This window comes from Microcystis protocystis FBCC-A270, from assembly GCF_050500235.1.
Classification (GTDB): domain Bacteria; phylum Cyanobacteriota; class Cyanobacteriia; order Cyanobacteriales; family Microcystaceae; genus Microcystis; species Microcystis ichthyoblabe_A.
This window is the reverse complement of the sequence record NZ_CP191407.1, coordinates 2258582-2273588: the sequence shown is the minus strand read 5'-3', so window position 1 is coordinate 2273588 and position 15007 is coordinate 2258582. Positions and strand designations below refer to the sequence as shown.

The 15007-nt window shown below is 44.0% G+C and carries 11 protein-coding genes, 1 pseudogene and 2 CRISPR repeat arrays; of the genes and pseudogenes, 2 read left to right on the top strand and 10 right to left on the bottom strand.

Annotated elements, in window-relative coordinates:
• Positions 1-184: 184 nt before the first annotated feature.
• The 8 genes from ACQY1X_RS11080 to ACQY1X_RS11045 form a co-directional block, all read right to left on the bottom strand.
• Positions 185-1930 carry an RAMP superfamily protein gene (locus ACQY1X_RS11080; RefSeq protein WP_430015686.1) on the bottom strand — a complete coding sequence of 582 codons (1746 nt, stop codon included), beginning with the start codon at positions 1928-1930 and terminating at the stop codon, positions 185-187.
• 1 nt (position 1931) lies between these two features.
• Positions 1932-2402 carry a hypothetical protein gene (locus tag ACQY1X_RS11075; protein ID WP_430015685.1) on the bottom strand — a complete coding sequence of 157 codons (471 nt, stop codon included), beginning with the start codon at positions 2400-2402 and terminating at the stop codon, positions 1932-1934.
• Positions 2399-3283 carry an RAMP superfamily CRISPR-associated protein gene (locus tag ACQY1X_RS11070; RefSeq protein ID WP_190537629.1) on the bottom strand — a complete coding sequence of 295 codons (885 nt, stop codon included), beginning with the start codon at positions 3281-3283 and terminating at the stop codon, positions 2399-2401. Before ACQY1X_RS11070 ends, ACQY1X_RS11075 begins: the two co-directional genes overlap by 4 nt.
• Complete coding sequence (locus ACQY1X_RS11065; RefSeq protein WP_104397617.1) at positions 3284-4288, bottom strand: CRISPR-associated protein; 1005 nt, start codon at positions 4286-4288, stop codon at positions 3284-3286.
• 298 nt (positions 4289-4586) lie between these two features.
• Entirely contained in the window at positions 4587-6278 is a 1692-nt protein-coding gene (locus tag ACQY1X_RS11060; protein WP_430015684.1) for a Cas10/Cmr2 second palm domain-containing protein, read from the bottom strand.
• Positions 6279-6683: 405 nt separating this feature from the next.
• Positions 6684-7683: a CRISPR direct-repeat array (repeat unit 35 nt; unit sequence GTTTCCATTCATACGCTTCACGAATTGGAAGCAAG).
• 452 nt (positions 7684-8135) lie between these two features.
• On the bottom strand, positions 8136-8210 hold the full coding sequence (locus ACQY1X_RS11055; protein ID WP_238560405.1) for a hypothetical protein: 75 nt from the start codon (positions 8208-8210) through the stop codon (positions 8136-8138).
• Positions 8211-8232: 22 nt separating this feature from the next.
• The gene (locus ACQY1X_RS11050; protein WP_002734912.1) at positions 8233-8394 is read right to left on the bottom strand and encodes a hypothetical protein; all 162 of its coding nucleotides are present in this window, start codon (positions 8392-8394) and stop codon (positions 8233-8235) included.
• Positions 8394-8609 carry a hypothetical protein gene (locus ACQY1X_RS11045; protein ID WP_002732549.1) on the bottom strand — a complete coding sequence of 72 codons (216 nt, stop codon included), beginning with the start codon at positions 8607-8609 and terminating at the stop codon, positions 8394-8396. The genes ACQY1X_RS11050 and ACQY1X_RS11045 overlap by 1 nt, the downstream gene beginning before the upstream one ends.
• A 235-nt stretch (positions 8610-8844) precedes the next feature.
• Between ACQY1X_RS11045 and ACQY1X_RS11040 the strand changes: the two genes are divergently transcribed.
• Positions 8845-9006, top strand: a complete 162-nt coding sequence (locus ACQY1X_RS11040) for a type II toxin-antitoxin system HicB family antitoxin (protein ID WP_112600503.1) — start codon at positions 8845-8847, stop codon at positions 9004-9006.
• 932 nt (positions 9007-9938) lie between these two features.
• On the opposite strand, the gene ACQY1X_RS11035 is transcribed toward ACQY1X_RS11040, so the two are convergent.
• A complete protein-coding gene (locus tag ACQY1X_RS11035; protein WP_002741157.1) occupies positions 9939-10118 on the bottom strand; it encodes a hypothetical protein in 180 nt (59 codons plus the stop codon).
• A 61-nt stretch (positions 10119-10179) separates the two neighbouring features.
• Positions 10180-11544: direct repeats of the CRISPR family, unit length 35 nt; unit sequence GTTTCCATTCATACGCTTCACGAATTGGAAGCAAG.
• A gap of 237 nt (positions 11545-11781) precedes the next feature.
• On the bottom strand, positions 11782-13950 hold the full coding sequence (ppk1, locus tag ACQY1X_RS11030; RefSeq protein ID WP_430015683.1) for a polyphosphate kinase 1: 2169 nt from the start codon (positions 13948-13950) through the stop codon (positions 11782-11784).
• Between the two features lie 629 nt (positions 13951-14579).
• On the opposite strand from ppk1, the pseudogene ACQY1X_RS11025 reads away from it, so the two are divergent.
• A pseudogene (locus ACQY1X_RS11025) lies at positions 14580-14771 on the top strand (IS30 family transposase); the annotation flags it as partial.
• Between the last annotated feature and the right edge of the window lie 236 nt (positions 14772-15007).

Genomic DNA, 15007 nt, shown 5'->3' with positions numbered 1-15007 from the left:
TTAGGGTTCTGTTTTGCTCTCACAGGTGCAAGATTTTGATCGTCGTTCAAAACCTTGCGTCTTTATCGGCCCGCGTCCTGTAGGGGCGAAGCATTCGGGCAATAACCTATCGGTGAAACTGTAGATTTTCTATCCGAATGCTTCGCCCGTACTTTTTCAGCATACCCGATAAATATGACAAATATTACCAAATTTGTACAAAGTCCGATCGCTCGTTGAGAAAAGCGATAAAATGAGCGCTATCCTCGGTTGTTTCGGGAAAGAAAGTCAATAGTTCGATCGGTGGTTTCTGTCGTTGCAGTTTACCTTCAGAATTCAAGTGATAATAAGGGTAAATTCGATGCCAAAGTCTTCCAGTTTGCGAGTCCCGTCCGATGCTTCCTTGTAAGTTCCGCAGGGTGTGGGTTCCCTCGTAAGGTTGATGGAACCATTTGATAGCTTTAATCCGATCCTCGACAATTCTTCCCCAGACTTGCACCCCACCTTGATTATCGTAAGGATACCAAGCTTCTCGCCAATCACAGTGTACAGGATTATCAGGATGAATCGTATAGCCTTGTTGAGCGGCGTAATTCTGGAATAGTGTCCGAAGGCGATCGATAAATCGTGATAGATCTTGTTGTAAATCGGTGATAGGAAGATAAAGAGATTCTGAAGAGTCTATAAATTTCCAATGACACCCGATCATCGGTTTATTGCCTTTTTCTAAATAGGGACGGAAAAAGAGACGGTGATCCGCTCTTCGCCATGATTTGCCGAATCCACCGAGTAAGAGAGAGAATTGCACTATTGCCTTGGCTAATTCCGCGAGTTCTTGCCGCTTTTCTGGGGAAGTGCGACGATTCATACAGGAAATTTGTAAAGTTCCCCGTTTGAGATTGTATAGAGGCATAATTTGCTTGCTTTTACCCGGAGGAGTGTAGGGATGCTCGCCAAATTTTAAATCATCATCATGGTAGATGAAGCTGATGCCGAGTTGTCCCAGAGTAGCGGCTCCGTCGATACCTCCCCAGAGGATTTGGGTCAGATGTTTAGCGGTCTTTTCATCGGTCATTCCTCCTAGTAAACGTAGGGTATGACCTCGAAGGGCTGCTTTAAACATATTGGGACGGAATTCGGAGGTTTTGTTGAGTAATGTAGCGGTGATTCCCTGTCCTTTGAGATGAACTTGTAAGAGGGTTTCTGGTGAGGGTACATCTTTAAAGCGACCGTATCCGGCGCTAACTCTGGAACCGAGTCCATTGCCGATCGCTTTCTCCCAAATTTGCCAGATCGTTCGCCATTCTTGTTCGTCGAGGGGAATGGTACTGGAAATCCCGAAGTTGAGAGTTACCTCGTGAAAAGATAATAGTACATTAGCGTTAGTTTTTCCGTCTTGAATAACTTGTTTTTCCTGCTGGGGATGAGCGATATCGACTAAGTTTCGAGTCCAGTTATTATCCGTAGGATAGCCTCCTAGAAAGCGCAGAATACCTGGTTCAGAACCCTGATCGCCTTGAGAGGGTTTGCCGCAATACTTTAGGGCTTGTTCGGTAGTACAGGCACGACGGAAAGCCCCTTTCATCGATGATCCGGGGTAGTAGGGATAGCCCCGCGCACCGATAGCTGGTCGGATAATGCCATCATCTTGACCTCCATTGGTGACGAGTCGCCAAGTCATAGTATAGGGTCGCGTCTTGGCTTCTTCGCTAAATTGCGGTGGTTCGGGGGAGTTATTTCTGTTGACGGGAGATAAATTTCGTCTCCATTGGTTACTGTTATCGGGTTGCCCGGATCGACCACCGCTATCGTCAGCAGAATGATAAAATTTTGTCCACTGATCGACCCAATCGTAGGCTCGCGATTTTTGTTTATTTTCTTGTCTTTGTAATTGACATCTTCCCTCGATCTGTGCTTGATAGAGGAGGGGTACATCTGACCAGTCTGGCATTTTATTCTTCCTCCTCGATCTTGGAATTTTGGGGGTTGGTGCTAGGTTGTTTGTATCGTTGCGTCCACCAGACCAAGCTATCACAAAGTTGGGTGAGGACGTAGAGAGCGATTCTCTGATCTTCTAGGGGAAAAGTTTCTTGATTCCAGAACTCTCTGGCGATCGCTTGGATAGCTTTGGTTTGAGCTTCCGGTTTATCTTGAGGATTAATCTTGCCACGGGGAACCCGTAATCCCGCATCTTCTAAGATATCGACGAATTTCTGCCAGACATCTCGCCAGTATTGTCCTTTTTGTTGATCAGTAGCGTCTTTTTTGTCGATCAATCTCAGGTGTTCACCCCAAAAACGTTCTAAACCGTAGGCGACGGTGGTTCTCATTTTGTGGGATTCATTTAACACCTTGTCGCTGTCTCGGTATTTTAAGACCAATTCCTGGGCAGCCCGATCGAGGTTATAAGGATTCCATGTCATGAAGCACCTCCCGATGGTTTTTTCAAGGTCATCATGCAGTGGCCGAAGCCGACCGATTCGAGTCCCCCTAGATAAATATCCCCCGTTTTATCTTGTTCCAGTGGTTTCCAGTTGTCCCAAACGTTATCATCGATCGGTTTAAGGGCAAGGGGAAAAGCGAGGACTGTTCCTTCTGGTATTGCCTCGACATTAAAAAACGCTTTATTAGCCGCCACTTTCCGATCTTCTTCTAACTGCACGCGACTCTGACGATAGAGGGCCATATCGTGGATCATACCCATATCATTGTCATCGACCACCACGGCGGGCAGGTTTTTGAGGGGAAACCAGGGTGTTAGATCCCAATTGGGGTAACTCACCGTGATAAACCCCAAGTTGAAGAAAAGTACGGGGTCAGAGTTGTTTTTGGAACGGGTTTTTAGAGTTTGCGAGCCGGTGTACGCGGGGGGGATGTCTGCCTTGACGTCGGCAATGCGTTGGTAGCGTCGCAGTAAACTCGGACAACTAACCCAAACGATCGGTTGTCCGGGGCAGAAAACCGGCAGCCAGACGATCGAGGCGTGTTCTGGTTTGATAATCGATTCATAATCGTAGTTTTCCTGTCGGTTTTTTTCCGCACCGCGGCCGTACCAGCGTTCCACTTCTTGTAATGCGCTCGTTTTGGCCTGTTCTGGGGATTGCCCTCGCTTCTTGTATTGGCTTGTTAAACGGGCTAACATATCGGAGCGGAGACGACCGCGTAGCGAACTACTGGGGATTATGCCCGTTTGGGTAAACTGATCGCGAAAGATTAGGTTAAGGTTGCCGCTTTCTTCCCCGGCGGCGGCTCCCAGATGTAGTGGGGCAAGGGTTTCAATGATGCCGTAGGCTTTTAGATACATTCAATTCAATCCTTTTATTGTTAGCGGTAGAGATAGTCCACAGCCGATATGTTTGAGGGGAAACCCCTCTCTAGGAAACCAGTCTTCCGGCCAGTCCCACCACGATCGCCCGATCGGTTCTTCCAGCACATACACGCTTCCCGAAGGAACGGAATACCTACCCCGTCCCAAGCGTCCACCTAAACCGTAACGGTAGGGGATGGGTTTGTCGGTGAGCAGCAGTTGAACTGAGGGGAAATCGGGTTGTTCGGGAATTCGGGAGGAAAATCGTTTCGATCCCCAGATGGCCGGAGTAATCGTCGCAAAGGCCTGTTCGATTGGCTGTCTCAGCAATTCATAGATGGCCCAATCCGGTTTAATCTCAACGCTCTCGATCTCGACTAGATGATTTTCTCCGCCGAATTTATACCATCCCGGATCGAGGGGATGGGTGGCTAGATAGATCAAACAGGTTCCCTCCTTCATCTGCACGGCGTATTCTAAAAACAGACCGTCCTTCTCGACGGTACAGCGTCGATCGATCTCTAGCTTGGGATGTAGGATCGGGGTAAATTCCCACGGTGAGAGTTCCGCAAATCCGTTGTCGGCGATGTATTGCGCCGATTCTGTCCAATCTTCACTAGAAATCCAGGAAAATTCGGGTTCTATTGAGTCCTTGTCGCAATCTCGCTCCCAGACGACTTGTCGATCGGGTGCAGCTATGATTCGCCATTCGTCGGATTTCTTGGTGGCGATTATTTTCGTGCGGGGAATCGGGATATAGACGTTACGAAGACTATCGGTTTCGGCCCAGAAGGGGCCAGCGATGAAGAGGTTGTCTCTTAATTCCCGATGGCTATACTGATGGGTCGTTTTATTGGCGCTGAAAAATAGTCCGGATAGGGTGGCGGCATCGGGGGGAAATTTAGAGCCAGAACGTCCGACAAGGTTTTCTGGGGAGAGGAACGCGCCGGAACTGCCGTACATCATGCCGAGGGGTTTAATGATGATGAGATGGGAAAACATAAGTAGGGTCTGCTGAAAAAGGTTTTCCTGGGGGCAGGGTGTGGGGTGTGGGGTGTGGGGTGTGGGGTGTAGGGTGTGGGGTTTTAGCGATTTTCATCTGGTCAATTACCTAATTTTCAGGGAAAAAGTTCAGGGATTTTACCCCCGATCACTCCAATGGTTGGCACTTTTTGAGGGAAAAAAAGTCTAAAAGGTTTACTCAACAAGGTTTTTAGATTTATTCAGCAAACCCTAAGTAGTCGTGCAAAATTAATTTCTTGGTTAGGATAGGCAATAGGCAATAGATTCGGATTTAGGATTATTTTTTGATCGTTTCCCCGATCGAGAGATGCCAACCGATCGCGATCAGTTCGTCTATCCAGCGAATGATCGCCCTAGCGTAGTCCTTCGATAGCGCGCCCTCTGGGAGGGAGACGATCTGATCATCTTCTTCTTCTAAAATTTTTTTATAGCCGCTAAAGTATAGATCGAAAAACTGTAGGAGTGTGGAGAGGTTATCGAGGATTTTCGAGTCTGCGCCATCGGAATGGCTTCTAGGGTTATCGAGATAGCCCAGACCAAAAGCGTGACGGGCTTTTAGTCGGGCAAAGTCGCTATAGATATGACCCCAGTTTTTCCCACCGTCCCGATCTCGATAGTGGTTTAGCGTGTTCAAGTATTTCCATCTGGTTGTCCATTGAACATATTGCCCGTTGTTAAATAAAACGCGGATGGTGAGGCGATCGCGTCCTAGTTTTTTCGAGCGCTGTTCTGCTTCCCGACAGTGCTGTAAAACGTCTCTCTGGGGAATGCTGTGGGCTGCCCAAACGAAGCCGAGACTTAGAGTCACCCGTTGATTGATTTCTTCAGTTTTTCCAGTTTTCCACTGTTGATCGAGGGTTTGTAGCCAGTGAAAAACTCGATCGATCTCGATCGAGTCGAGTTGTGGATCGGGAAATTGGCTATTATAAACGATGCCCAAAAAATCATCTCCTCCCGCGTAAATTATTCTGCCGAGTTCGGTCTGGTTAAAGTCCCTCTGAAATTGTTGTCCCCACTGACGCATAATCTTGCTGAAATCTCGGATTTTTTGGTCTGAGCCGAGGTTTTTCAGGTAATCGCCTACTTTATCGCCATCTCCCATGAACCAGCCCGTTTTTTGTCCCACTGAGGCGGGGTTATCTTGCGGTCTCCTGATCAGGTCTCGAAATCCTCGCTGGCGAAGTTCTTCGGGAAGTTCAACTCCTAGAGAGCGGGCGATATGTGGGAGAGTGATCAACCGTTTGGTTAATTCGGGAATATTCAATCTTTCGTTTCCATCGATGTATTTGCCTTCCGGTTGTCTATCTTTGGGTTGACCGTCAGGATCGTTAACTCCATCGAGTAGGAAGGCTAATCTTCGGTAGAATAGAGCGATATGTCGGTCTTCTTCGCTCCAGTCAAGCGTTTTCATATCTTGGTTTTCCCGATCCATCCCGTACCAAGCGATCGCGTCAGTCCCGGACAGACTAGAGCTTTCCCCGACCCAATTCACCCCTTGCCAATTGCGGGCGAGTTTACGATTTTCCAGATCGACCATGGCGGACTCTAGATCGTCCCCCATGCCCCAGAAAAATTCCCAGGTGCGTTTTTCCCACTTTTTCCAGCTTTTTTGCCAATTCCATTCTGAGGAGCGATAGTAAGGCGCGAGGGCGTTTTCGACCCATTTTCTACAGGTTGCGAGAATATTTTTCCAACGATTTAAAAAGGCTCGTTGCAGTTCCGCAATGATTTCCTCGGAGGAGGAGGACTGTATTTCGCTATCGATTTTCAGGAGAACACGGTTGGGCATTCCCTGTTGGGAGTTTAGCAGTCCGGGGCTAATTAGGTGGTACTGCTCGGGCCGGTGGGTGACGATTGTACTGGTCAGATCCGAGAGAATCTGAGAGGCTCCGTACAGGTCCCTCAATTTGCGGGATTTTTCAATAAAGCTTTGGACGGGGGAGAAGGTGATGGCTATATATTTGGACATAAAGCTAAGTAGTCGTGCAAAATTAATTTCCTAGTGAAGATAGGCAAGAGGCAAGAGGCAAGAGGCAAGGGGCAAGGGGCTAGGGGTGGTTAGATATGTGTAATTAATTTTGCTTAGGTAGCTATAGAAAACTCGATTGTTTAAGAGGTATATTCAACAGCCTTGAAAAGACCTAGAAAAGACTTATCTCTGGCTAAAAAAATAGGATTGTTAGATTAATTGGCTCTTTTGTACTTTTATATCTATCACTAAATTTCTAATTATTGTGTTAATTTTAAATAATTTTTCTTAAACAATCTTTATTTTCATTGATTTTTCTTAATTAAGTATCGTTTCTATTCAGGCACTTAACTAATTGGAATTAAAAAAATTGTAGGGTTAATTCATGAGTTAACCCTACACATCTTTTCCATTCATACGCTTCACGAATTGGAAGCAAGTAGAGGCTTTTCCGAAGTATAAGGCGGCTTTAGAGGAGTTTCCATTCATACGCTTCACGAATTGGAAGCAAGGAAAACTGTATCAATACGCCCACGATAACCAGTTTCAGTTTCCATTCATACGCTTCACGAATTGGAAGCAAGCGTCCCCACTTGGCAACCCTATGGCAATGCTACGGTTTCCATTCATACGCTTCACGAATTGGAAGCAAGAAAATTTATCAATTTTTCCGATAGCCAAAACCTCTGCCGTTTCCATTCATACGCTTCACGAATTGGAAGCAAGATAAAAAACAAAAAACCCATGCCATGCAAAGGGATGGCGAGTTTCCATTCATACGCTTCACGAATTGGAAGCAAGCACTGCCGCGTTTTTACATCTACGTACAGTATATCGTTAAGGTTTCCATTCATACGCTTCACGAATTGGAAGCAAGTGGCCTAAGGAGAAAAATGAATGATCCGTTTAAAGAGGCTGGTTTCCATTCATACGCTTCACGAATTGGAAGCAAGAATGTCGGCACGGGTTCATCCCGCAAGTCGGCACGAAAGTTTCCATTCATACGCTTCACGAATTGGAAGCAAGACACCACCTAGTGTGGGTGCTGGGTTTTTTCGCTTGTTGTTTCCATTCATACGCTTCACGAATTGGAAGCAAGATACGACAGGATACTAGCAATGTCCGATGAAGAAGCTGAGTTTCCATTCATACGCTTCACGAATTGGAAGCAAGCCATGCCGCACTTCTCGAAGTGACGGATACTACAAAAGTTTCCATTCATACGCTTCACGAATTGGAAGCAAGAGCGCTAAAGTCCCTGCCTTCATTATCGCTGTTAGCTTGTTGTTTCCATTCATACGCTTCACGAATTGGAAGCAAGAAGAAGTTAAAAGAGTATTTTGGCCTGTGCTGCCTATTGTCGATATTGCGTTTCCATTCATACGCTTCACGAATTGGAAGCAAGACTAGCTTTGCAAAACTAGGCTGTACAAGGATTGTACAACGATTTTTCGTGGGATATTGAAAAGCATAGACATTATTAATAATAATTTTCAATAGTCACCTCAGTCATCAGGCTCAAAGCCTTACTGGACAAGGCATCGACGCACCTCAACGAAAACTCTAGATTTTCAGCCATTGTGTCTAACCCGCGAAAAATGTTGATAACCGATAACTGATAACTAATAACTGATAACTGATCCTATGGACTAATACCCGCAGATTTAAGGGCTTTTTCCATTAAAATTACATGGGTACTGCTTTCCTGTCCCTCATTGTCAGGACGACATCGCTTTTTGATGATGAGGAATAGCGATCACTTTTGGGAGAAGCAACTTTTTTGGCGATTTTGATGAGGAGGAGTGCGATCGCTTTTGGAAGGAGCAATTTTTGGGAATGGAAGTAATTAAACTAAAACTAATCAGAATAAATATCTCGACGATGACCAACTTGATGAATCGTAATAAAGTCATCATCAAAAGAATATATCACCCTGTAATCGCCAATTCTAAGTTTAAACAAACCGCTTTAAATTAGAACTTAAACTTTGATGTCTAATATCATCAAAATTTTCATTTATCCAACGAACTTTTTTAAAGACACGCTCCCGAACAACTGCCGTAAGCGACTCTAAACCTTCAAAAGCTTTATCGGTAAATTCTATATGGCGACGCATTACCAATCTAATCCTAATCTTTGAGCTACTTCTTCCGCAGAAATTCCCCGTTCTCCATTTCGAGTTCGCTGTAAAGAGTCAGCTAGAGATTGAGAGACTTCGGTTTTAAGTTGTTTATCAATATCAGGATCATTTAGTAGAGATTGAACTGTTTCCGTAACAGTTTCTTGAATCAAAAACTTAAAATCTTCAACACTTAGGTCTTTAACTTGCATTCTTGTAATTAGAACTCACTATTCTGACTATAGCATCGTTTAAGAATAGCGATCACGTTTTGTGGGGATACAATTGGAGGATGCGATCGCTTTTTGATGATGAGGAATAGCGATCACTTTTGGGAGAGTCAACTTTTTTGGAGATTTTGATGAGGAGGAGAGGCGATCGTTTTCTTATCAAAGTCCTATAGAAATGAGATAGGATCAGGAAATTCCTGTAAAGTGTCAAGAATTTATGAAATCCATTAAAATCATTGTGGAAAAACATTCTGATGGCTATATCGCCTATCCATTGGGAATTCAAGGCGTAGTAGTCGGTGAGGGCGATACCTATGAAGATGCTCTTAATGATGTGCAATCGGCGATCGCTTTTCATGTTGAAACCTTTGGGGAATAAGTTCTCGAAGCTGACTCATCTTTATTAGAAGCCTTTGTTGTAGAAGCAATAGTCTAATGGCAAAATTTCCGGCTGATGCCCCTAAAGCCAAAGTGATTAAAGTTCTTGAAAAATTTGGTTTTTCAATTGTTAGATAAAAAGAGCATATTTCTATGATTAGAAAAAATCCAGATGGAACAACAACACTTTTAACGCTACCCAATCATAAGCAAATTAAAAGCTCTACACTAAAGATTATTTGCACTCAAGCGGGTATCTCACGAGATGATTTTATTGCTTCCTAAGTAGCTGGTTATAATTAAATTAAAAATGGATTTTAGGTTCGATCCCCCCTGCCCCCCTTGATAAGGGGGGTGCCGATAGGCGGGGGGATCCCCCCTTAATCCCCCCTTAATAAGGGGGGCATCTGACAGCTTTTAACGCCTACCTACTTATGAAAAGATTTAAAGCAAAATCCTTTAAATGTGATTATTTGGTCTTTTGAAAGTGCGATCGCTACTTAGGGTTTGCTGAAAAAGTACGGGCGAAGCATTGGGATAGAAAATCTACGGTTTCACCGATAGGTTACTGCCCGAATGCTTCGCCCCTACAGGACGCGGGCCGATGAAGACGCAAGGTTTTGAAGCACGATTCTCTCAAAATCTTGCACCTGTTTCACGAGAAAAGCCACAAAACCCTGACCTTGCCTACATTTCACATTTATTCAGCAAACCCTACTTAGGGTCTGCTGAATAAGTTTTTCGGTGGTGGCAGGGTGTGGGGTGTGGGGTGTGGGGTGTGGGGTTTTACCAGTTTTGAGGTGGCCAATTACCTAATTTTCAGGGAAAAAGTACCTAAATTTACCCCCGATCACTCCAATGGTCAGCACTTTTTGAGAGAAAAAAAGTCTAAAAGCCTTATCTAACAAGGTTTTTAGATTTATTCAGCAAACCCTACTTATGAGGGGTTTGTAGCCAGTGGAGAACTCGATCGAGATCGATCGAGTCGAGTTGTGGATCAGGAAATTGGCTATTATAAACGATGCCCAAAAAATCATCTCCTCCCGCATAAATTATTCTGCCGAGTTCAGTCTGGTTAAAGTTCCTCTGAAATTGTTGTCCCCACTGACGCATAATCTCGCTGAAATCTCGGATTTTTCTTAACCGATGAGATGGGATTGATCCCTGGCATTCTGTTTCCATTCATACGCTTAACTAATTGGAATTAAAAAAATTGTAGGGTTAATTCATGAATTAACCCTACACATTATTTCCATTCATACGCTTCACGAATTGGAAGCAAGACGGTGATTGTTTTGATGTTTTAAAAGATATTCCTGAGTTTCCATTCATACGCTTCACGAATTGGAAGCAAGTCATTGGATTCACTCTTTCTCTACTGTGTCACTTTGGTTTCCATTCATACGCTTCACGAATTGGAAGCAAGTGAGAACGGCAACGGGGACAGTGACAGTGCCGGCGGGTTTCCATTCATACGCTTCACGAATTGGAAGCAAGACGATCGAGGATAATAATTTTGTTACTGTGATAAGTTGTTTCCATTCATACGCTTCACGAATTGGAAGCAAGAATTGGATCAGCGGCAGGAGTGATGTTATGGCAAACGTTTCCATTCATACGCTTCACGAATTGGAAGCAAGCGGAAACGTTCTTGTTGAGCCACGCGCTTTGAATGTTTCCATTCATACGCTTCACGAATTGGAAGCAAGGTGTCAGCTAATCAAGCGCACATCGCGTCTTTAGTAGCGTAATTGTTTCCATTCATACGCTTCACGAATTGGAAGCAAGTGCAACACCTTAAAGGTGTTGAGGGTATCGGTAGCAAGTTGTGTTTCCATTCATACGCTTCACGAATTGGAAGCAAGCACCATCGTCGCAGGCCGAAACGGCCCGGTTATCAAAGTGTTTCCATTCATACGCTTCACGAATTGGAAGCAAGCTAATCATCAGCACATTTTGTTAGCACTCGACTATAGGTTTCCATTCATACGCTTCACGAATTGGAAGCAAGATTTCATCCGAGATGTATTCATTTCAGATGAACTATATAACGTTTCCATTCATACGCTTCACGAATTGGAAGCAAGGGGGGGTATCTATTTTTTAATAGCTGCAGCTAAAGCGTTTCCATTCATACGCTTCACGAATTGGAAGCAAGTATGGACAGGCCCCTTCCTGCCAACGATCGGAATGCGCTTTTGTCTAGTTTCCATTCATACGCTTCACGAATTGGAAGCAAGGCATTTAACCGTCTCAAAAAACGGAATCTCCTAATGGTTTCCATTCATACGCTTCACGAATTGGAAGCAAGAAGTAGGATAACTCTGGATGAAGCGTTAGCCGATGGGCTGTATAAGTTTCCATTCATACGCTTCACGAATTGGAAGCAAGCAGGAAAAGGCTGCCATGACTGTCAAGACGCTAGGGTTTCCATTCATACGCTTCACGAATTGGAAGCAAGAGAAATTAAAAACTTGGTTCTGCATGCAGAACAAGTTTTATTAGTTTCCATTCATACGCTTCACGAATTGGAAGCAAGACTAGCTTTGCAAAGCTAGGCTGTACAAGGATTGTACAACGATTTTTCGTGGGATATTGAAAAGCATAGACATTATTAATAATAATTGTCAATAGTCACCTCGGTCATCAGGCTCAAAGCCTTGCTGGACAAGGCATCGACGCACCTCAACGAAAACTCTAGATTTTCAGCCATTTTGTCTAACCCGCGAAAAATGTTGATAACTGATCACTGATCACTGATAACTGATCACTGTTCCTATGGATTAATACCCGCAGATTTAAGGGCTTTTTCCATTAAAATTACATGGGTACTGCTTTCCTGTCCCTCATTGTCAGCACGACGCTGAATATAACTGCCATCGGATTGTAATTCCCATGCTTGTCGGTTATCTGACAACATAATGCCGAGAATTTCTTCTAGTTCCTTGGCGATCGCTGGTTCATCGATGGGTGTCACTGCTTCCACGCGACGAGTCAGGTTCCGCGACATCCAATCGGCGCTACCAATATAAACCTCCTCCTGACCATCATTGTAAAAGTAAAAAATGCGGGAATGTTCCAAAAAGCGGCCGATAATGCTAATTACTCGGATATTTTCGCTTATTTCTGGCAATCCGGGTCGTAAACAACAGATGCCGCGAATAATTAAGTCAATCTGCACACCAGCACGAGAAGCGGCGTATAAGGCTTCTATAATCGGTTTATCGACAATAGAGTTCATTTTTGCCACAATGCGCCCCGTACCGCCATTTTTACAGTTTTTGGCCTCGCGATCGATCATTGCTAACATCCGTTTTCGCAAACTCACTGGAGCAATTAAAAGTTTGCGATAGGATTGCTGACGGGAGTATCCGGTCAGAAAGTTAAATAAATCGGTGATATCTGCCCCCAAATCCTCGCGACAGCTAAGTAAACCCAAATCAGTGTATAATTTAGCCGTTTTTGGGTTATAATTACCCGTGCCAATATGGAAATAACGACGGATTTTATCCCCTTCTTTTCTGACCACGAGAACCACTTTCGTGTGGGTTTTCAGACCAACTAAGCCATAAACAACGTGAACTCCGGCTTGTTCCAGCTTTTTCGCCCAACTAATGTTATTTTCCTCATCAAAGCGTGCTTTTAGTTCCACTAACGCCGCTACCTGTTTGCCATTTTCCGCCGCTGCAATCAGGGAATTGACAATCGGGGAATCTCCGGAAGTACGATACAAAGTCATTTTAATCGCTAAAACATGGGCATCATAGGCCGCCTGGGCGATAAACTGTTGTACTGAGGCACTAAAGGAATGGTAAGGGTGATGAACGAGAATATCGTTATTGCGAATTAAAGTAAAAATATCTTCGCCATCCTGTTCTAAAATGCCGTCTTCGTTACCGTCAACTATTTCTCGCAATCCCTGTAAAACCGGTGGGGTGACAGGATTCCAAGGGGGATCTTTCAGTTCGGGACAGGGTAAAGACAGAAAATAAAATAAATCTTTGTGTCCCAGCAGTCCATCCACATCGTAAACATCGATCTCCTCAAGTCCCAGATCGCGCATGATCCGGTCTTTAATATTGCTAGGAGTAGAACTGTGAATTTCCAGACGTACTGCCGATTTACCGATGCGGCGCTTGCGTACTTCTTCCTCGATCGCTAATAATAAATCATCGGCCTCATCTTCTTCGACGGAGATATCGGCGTTGCGCGTCACCCGAAAAGGATAACATTCTTGAATGATCATGCCGGGGAAAAGTGCCTCTAAATTGTGCATTACCACCTGTTCCAGAGGTACTCCCGTCCAAATCGAAGCTTTTCCGTCTTGGTGGCGTAATTCTTTGGATAATGCCAGAAAACGGGGGAAAACCTGCGGCACTTTCACTCTGGCAAATAATTCTTTATCGGTGTCGGGATCGCGAACGACTACGGCTAAATTGAGACTAAGATTAGAAATATAGGGAAAAGGATGACTAGGATCCACCGCTAGAGGAGTTAAAACGGGGAAAATATTTTGTTCAAAGTAATCATGGAGATAATTGCGCTGTTCTTGATGTAAATCAACATAGTTAATCAGATGAATTCCCTGTTCCACTAAGAGATTTTTTAGGGTGTGTTCAAAAAGACGATCCTGCTGTTGCACAAGGGGACGCAGACGTTTACTGATCTCGGTTAGCTGTTCCGAGGCAGTCCGGCCATCGGCACTTAAAACGGCTACATTTGCCTCTACCTGTTGTTTAAGCACTGCCACCCGTACCATAAAAAATTCGTCGAGATTGGCACAAAAAATGGCGGTAAATTTTAATCTTTCTAGTAGGGGAGTCCGAGGATCAAGTGCTTCATAAAGCACGCGACGATTAAATTCTAACCAGCTTAATTCTCGGTTAAAGTAATATTGCGAATCTTTAAGATCGATTTCAGAAGTTACGGTAGAAGCTTTAGCCATAGAGTCTAATACCTAAATAATAGATTAAACAGTTAGTAAGAAGCCACTCAAGTCTAAATTTGACTATTTTTGGCGTTTTTTTAGGCTACATTGCCCCAGATTAACCAAAGTTACCCCGATTATCTTGGATGCTAATCCTACTGATTTTAGCCTGACTGGAGGAAAAATCAATTTATTAAAAGGTTAAGAAATCAGTCCCGACAGATCAAGGTTAAATTAATCTTTCGGTGAAATTAGATTTGTTAAAGATCTAGACTTCCCCTTTGACAAAAGGCCATAACCTGTGCTGTGACAGGGATTAAGAGAATTTGTGCCGCTCGTTACTGGCTACAAATTAAGGAAACCCCTAATAAATATAACGCTTTCTGTTGCAGAGCAGTCGGTCGAGTTATCTTAGAAAAACCATAACTTCCCTCTCTAATCCTACATTCTACTATATTCAAGTAAATCGTCCCCAAGTCCTCCAATAGAGTCCGAGTAATATCTCGTTCCCAGGTAGAACCTGGGAACGCTCTCTTTAGGTTCTACCTGAATACTAATGCTATTTTAAGGCAGAGCTTTAGATATTGTGTTCCAAGAAGTTAATTTTGTCCTATTACTTATCAAATGATCTATCAAAACTAAGCTAAAGTAAAAGCAATCTAGTGGCAGAAAAACTTTTCCAAGAGATTCCCTCTGACAAAAGAAAAATCGACCCTTGTGACAAGGTCAAAGAATTTATTGGACATCAAGAGTTGAGTGAGAAACTAGGAGTAGATTTTTATTTTGCTACTCCTGATCATTCTTGGGAGAGGGGATTAAACGAGCCGACTAATGGGCTAAGCTCAGACGGATCTAAATCCCTTATTCTTGGATTAGCCGAATCTCCCCCACCCCCCGGAAGTGGGAAAGTTGGGGGGAGTCTTGCCTCTTGCATAAGTCCCTCATCTCAACAAGTAATTTAAATTACGAAAAACTTAACAATCGTCCTCGAAAATATCTTGACTATCCTAGCCCGAATGAGGTATGCTCTGATAGCTCAGACAGTGATGCAATTCAGGCTTGAATTAGCCTGTAC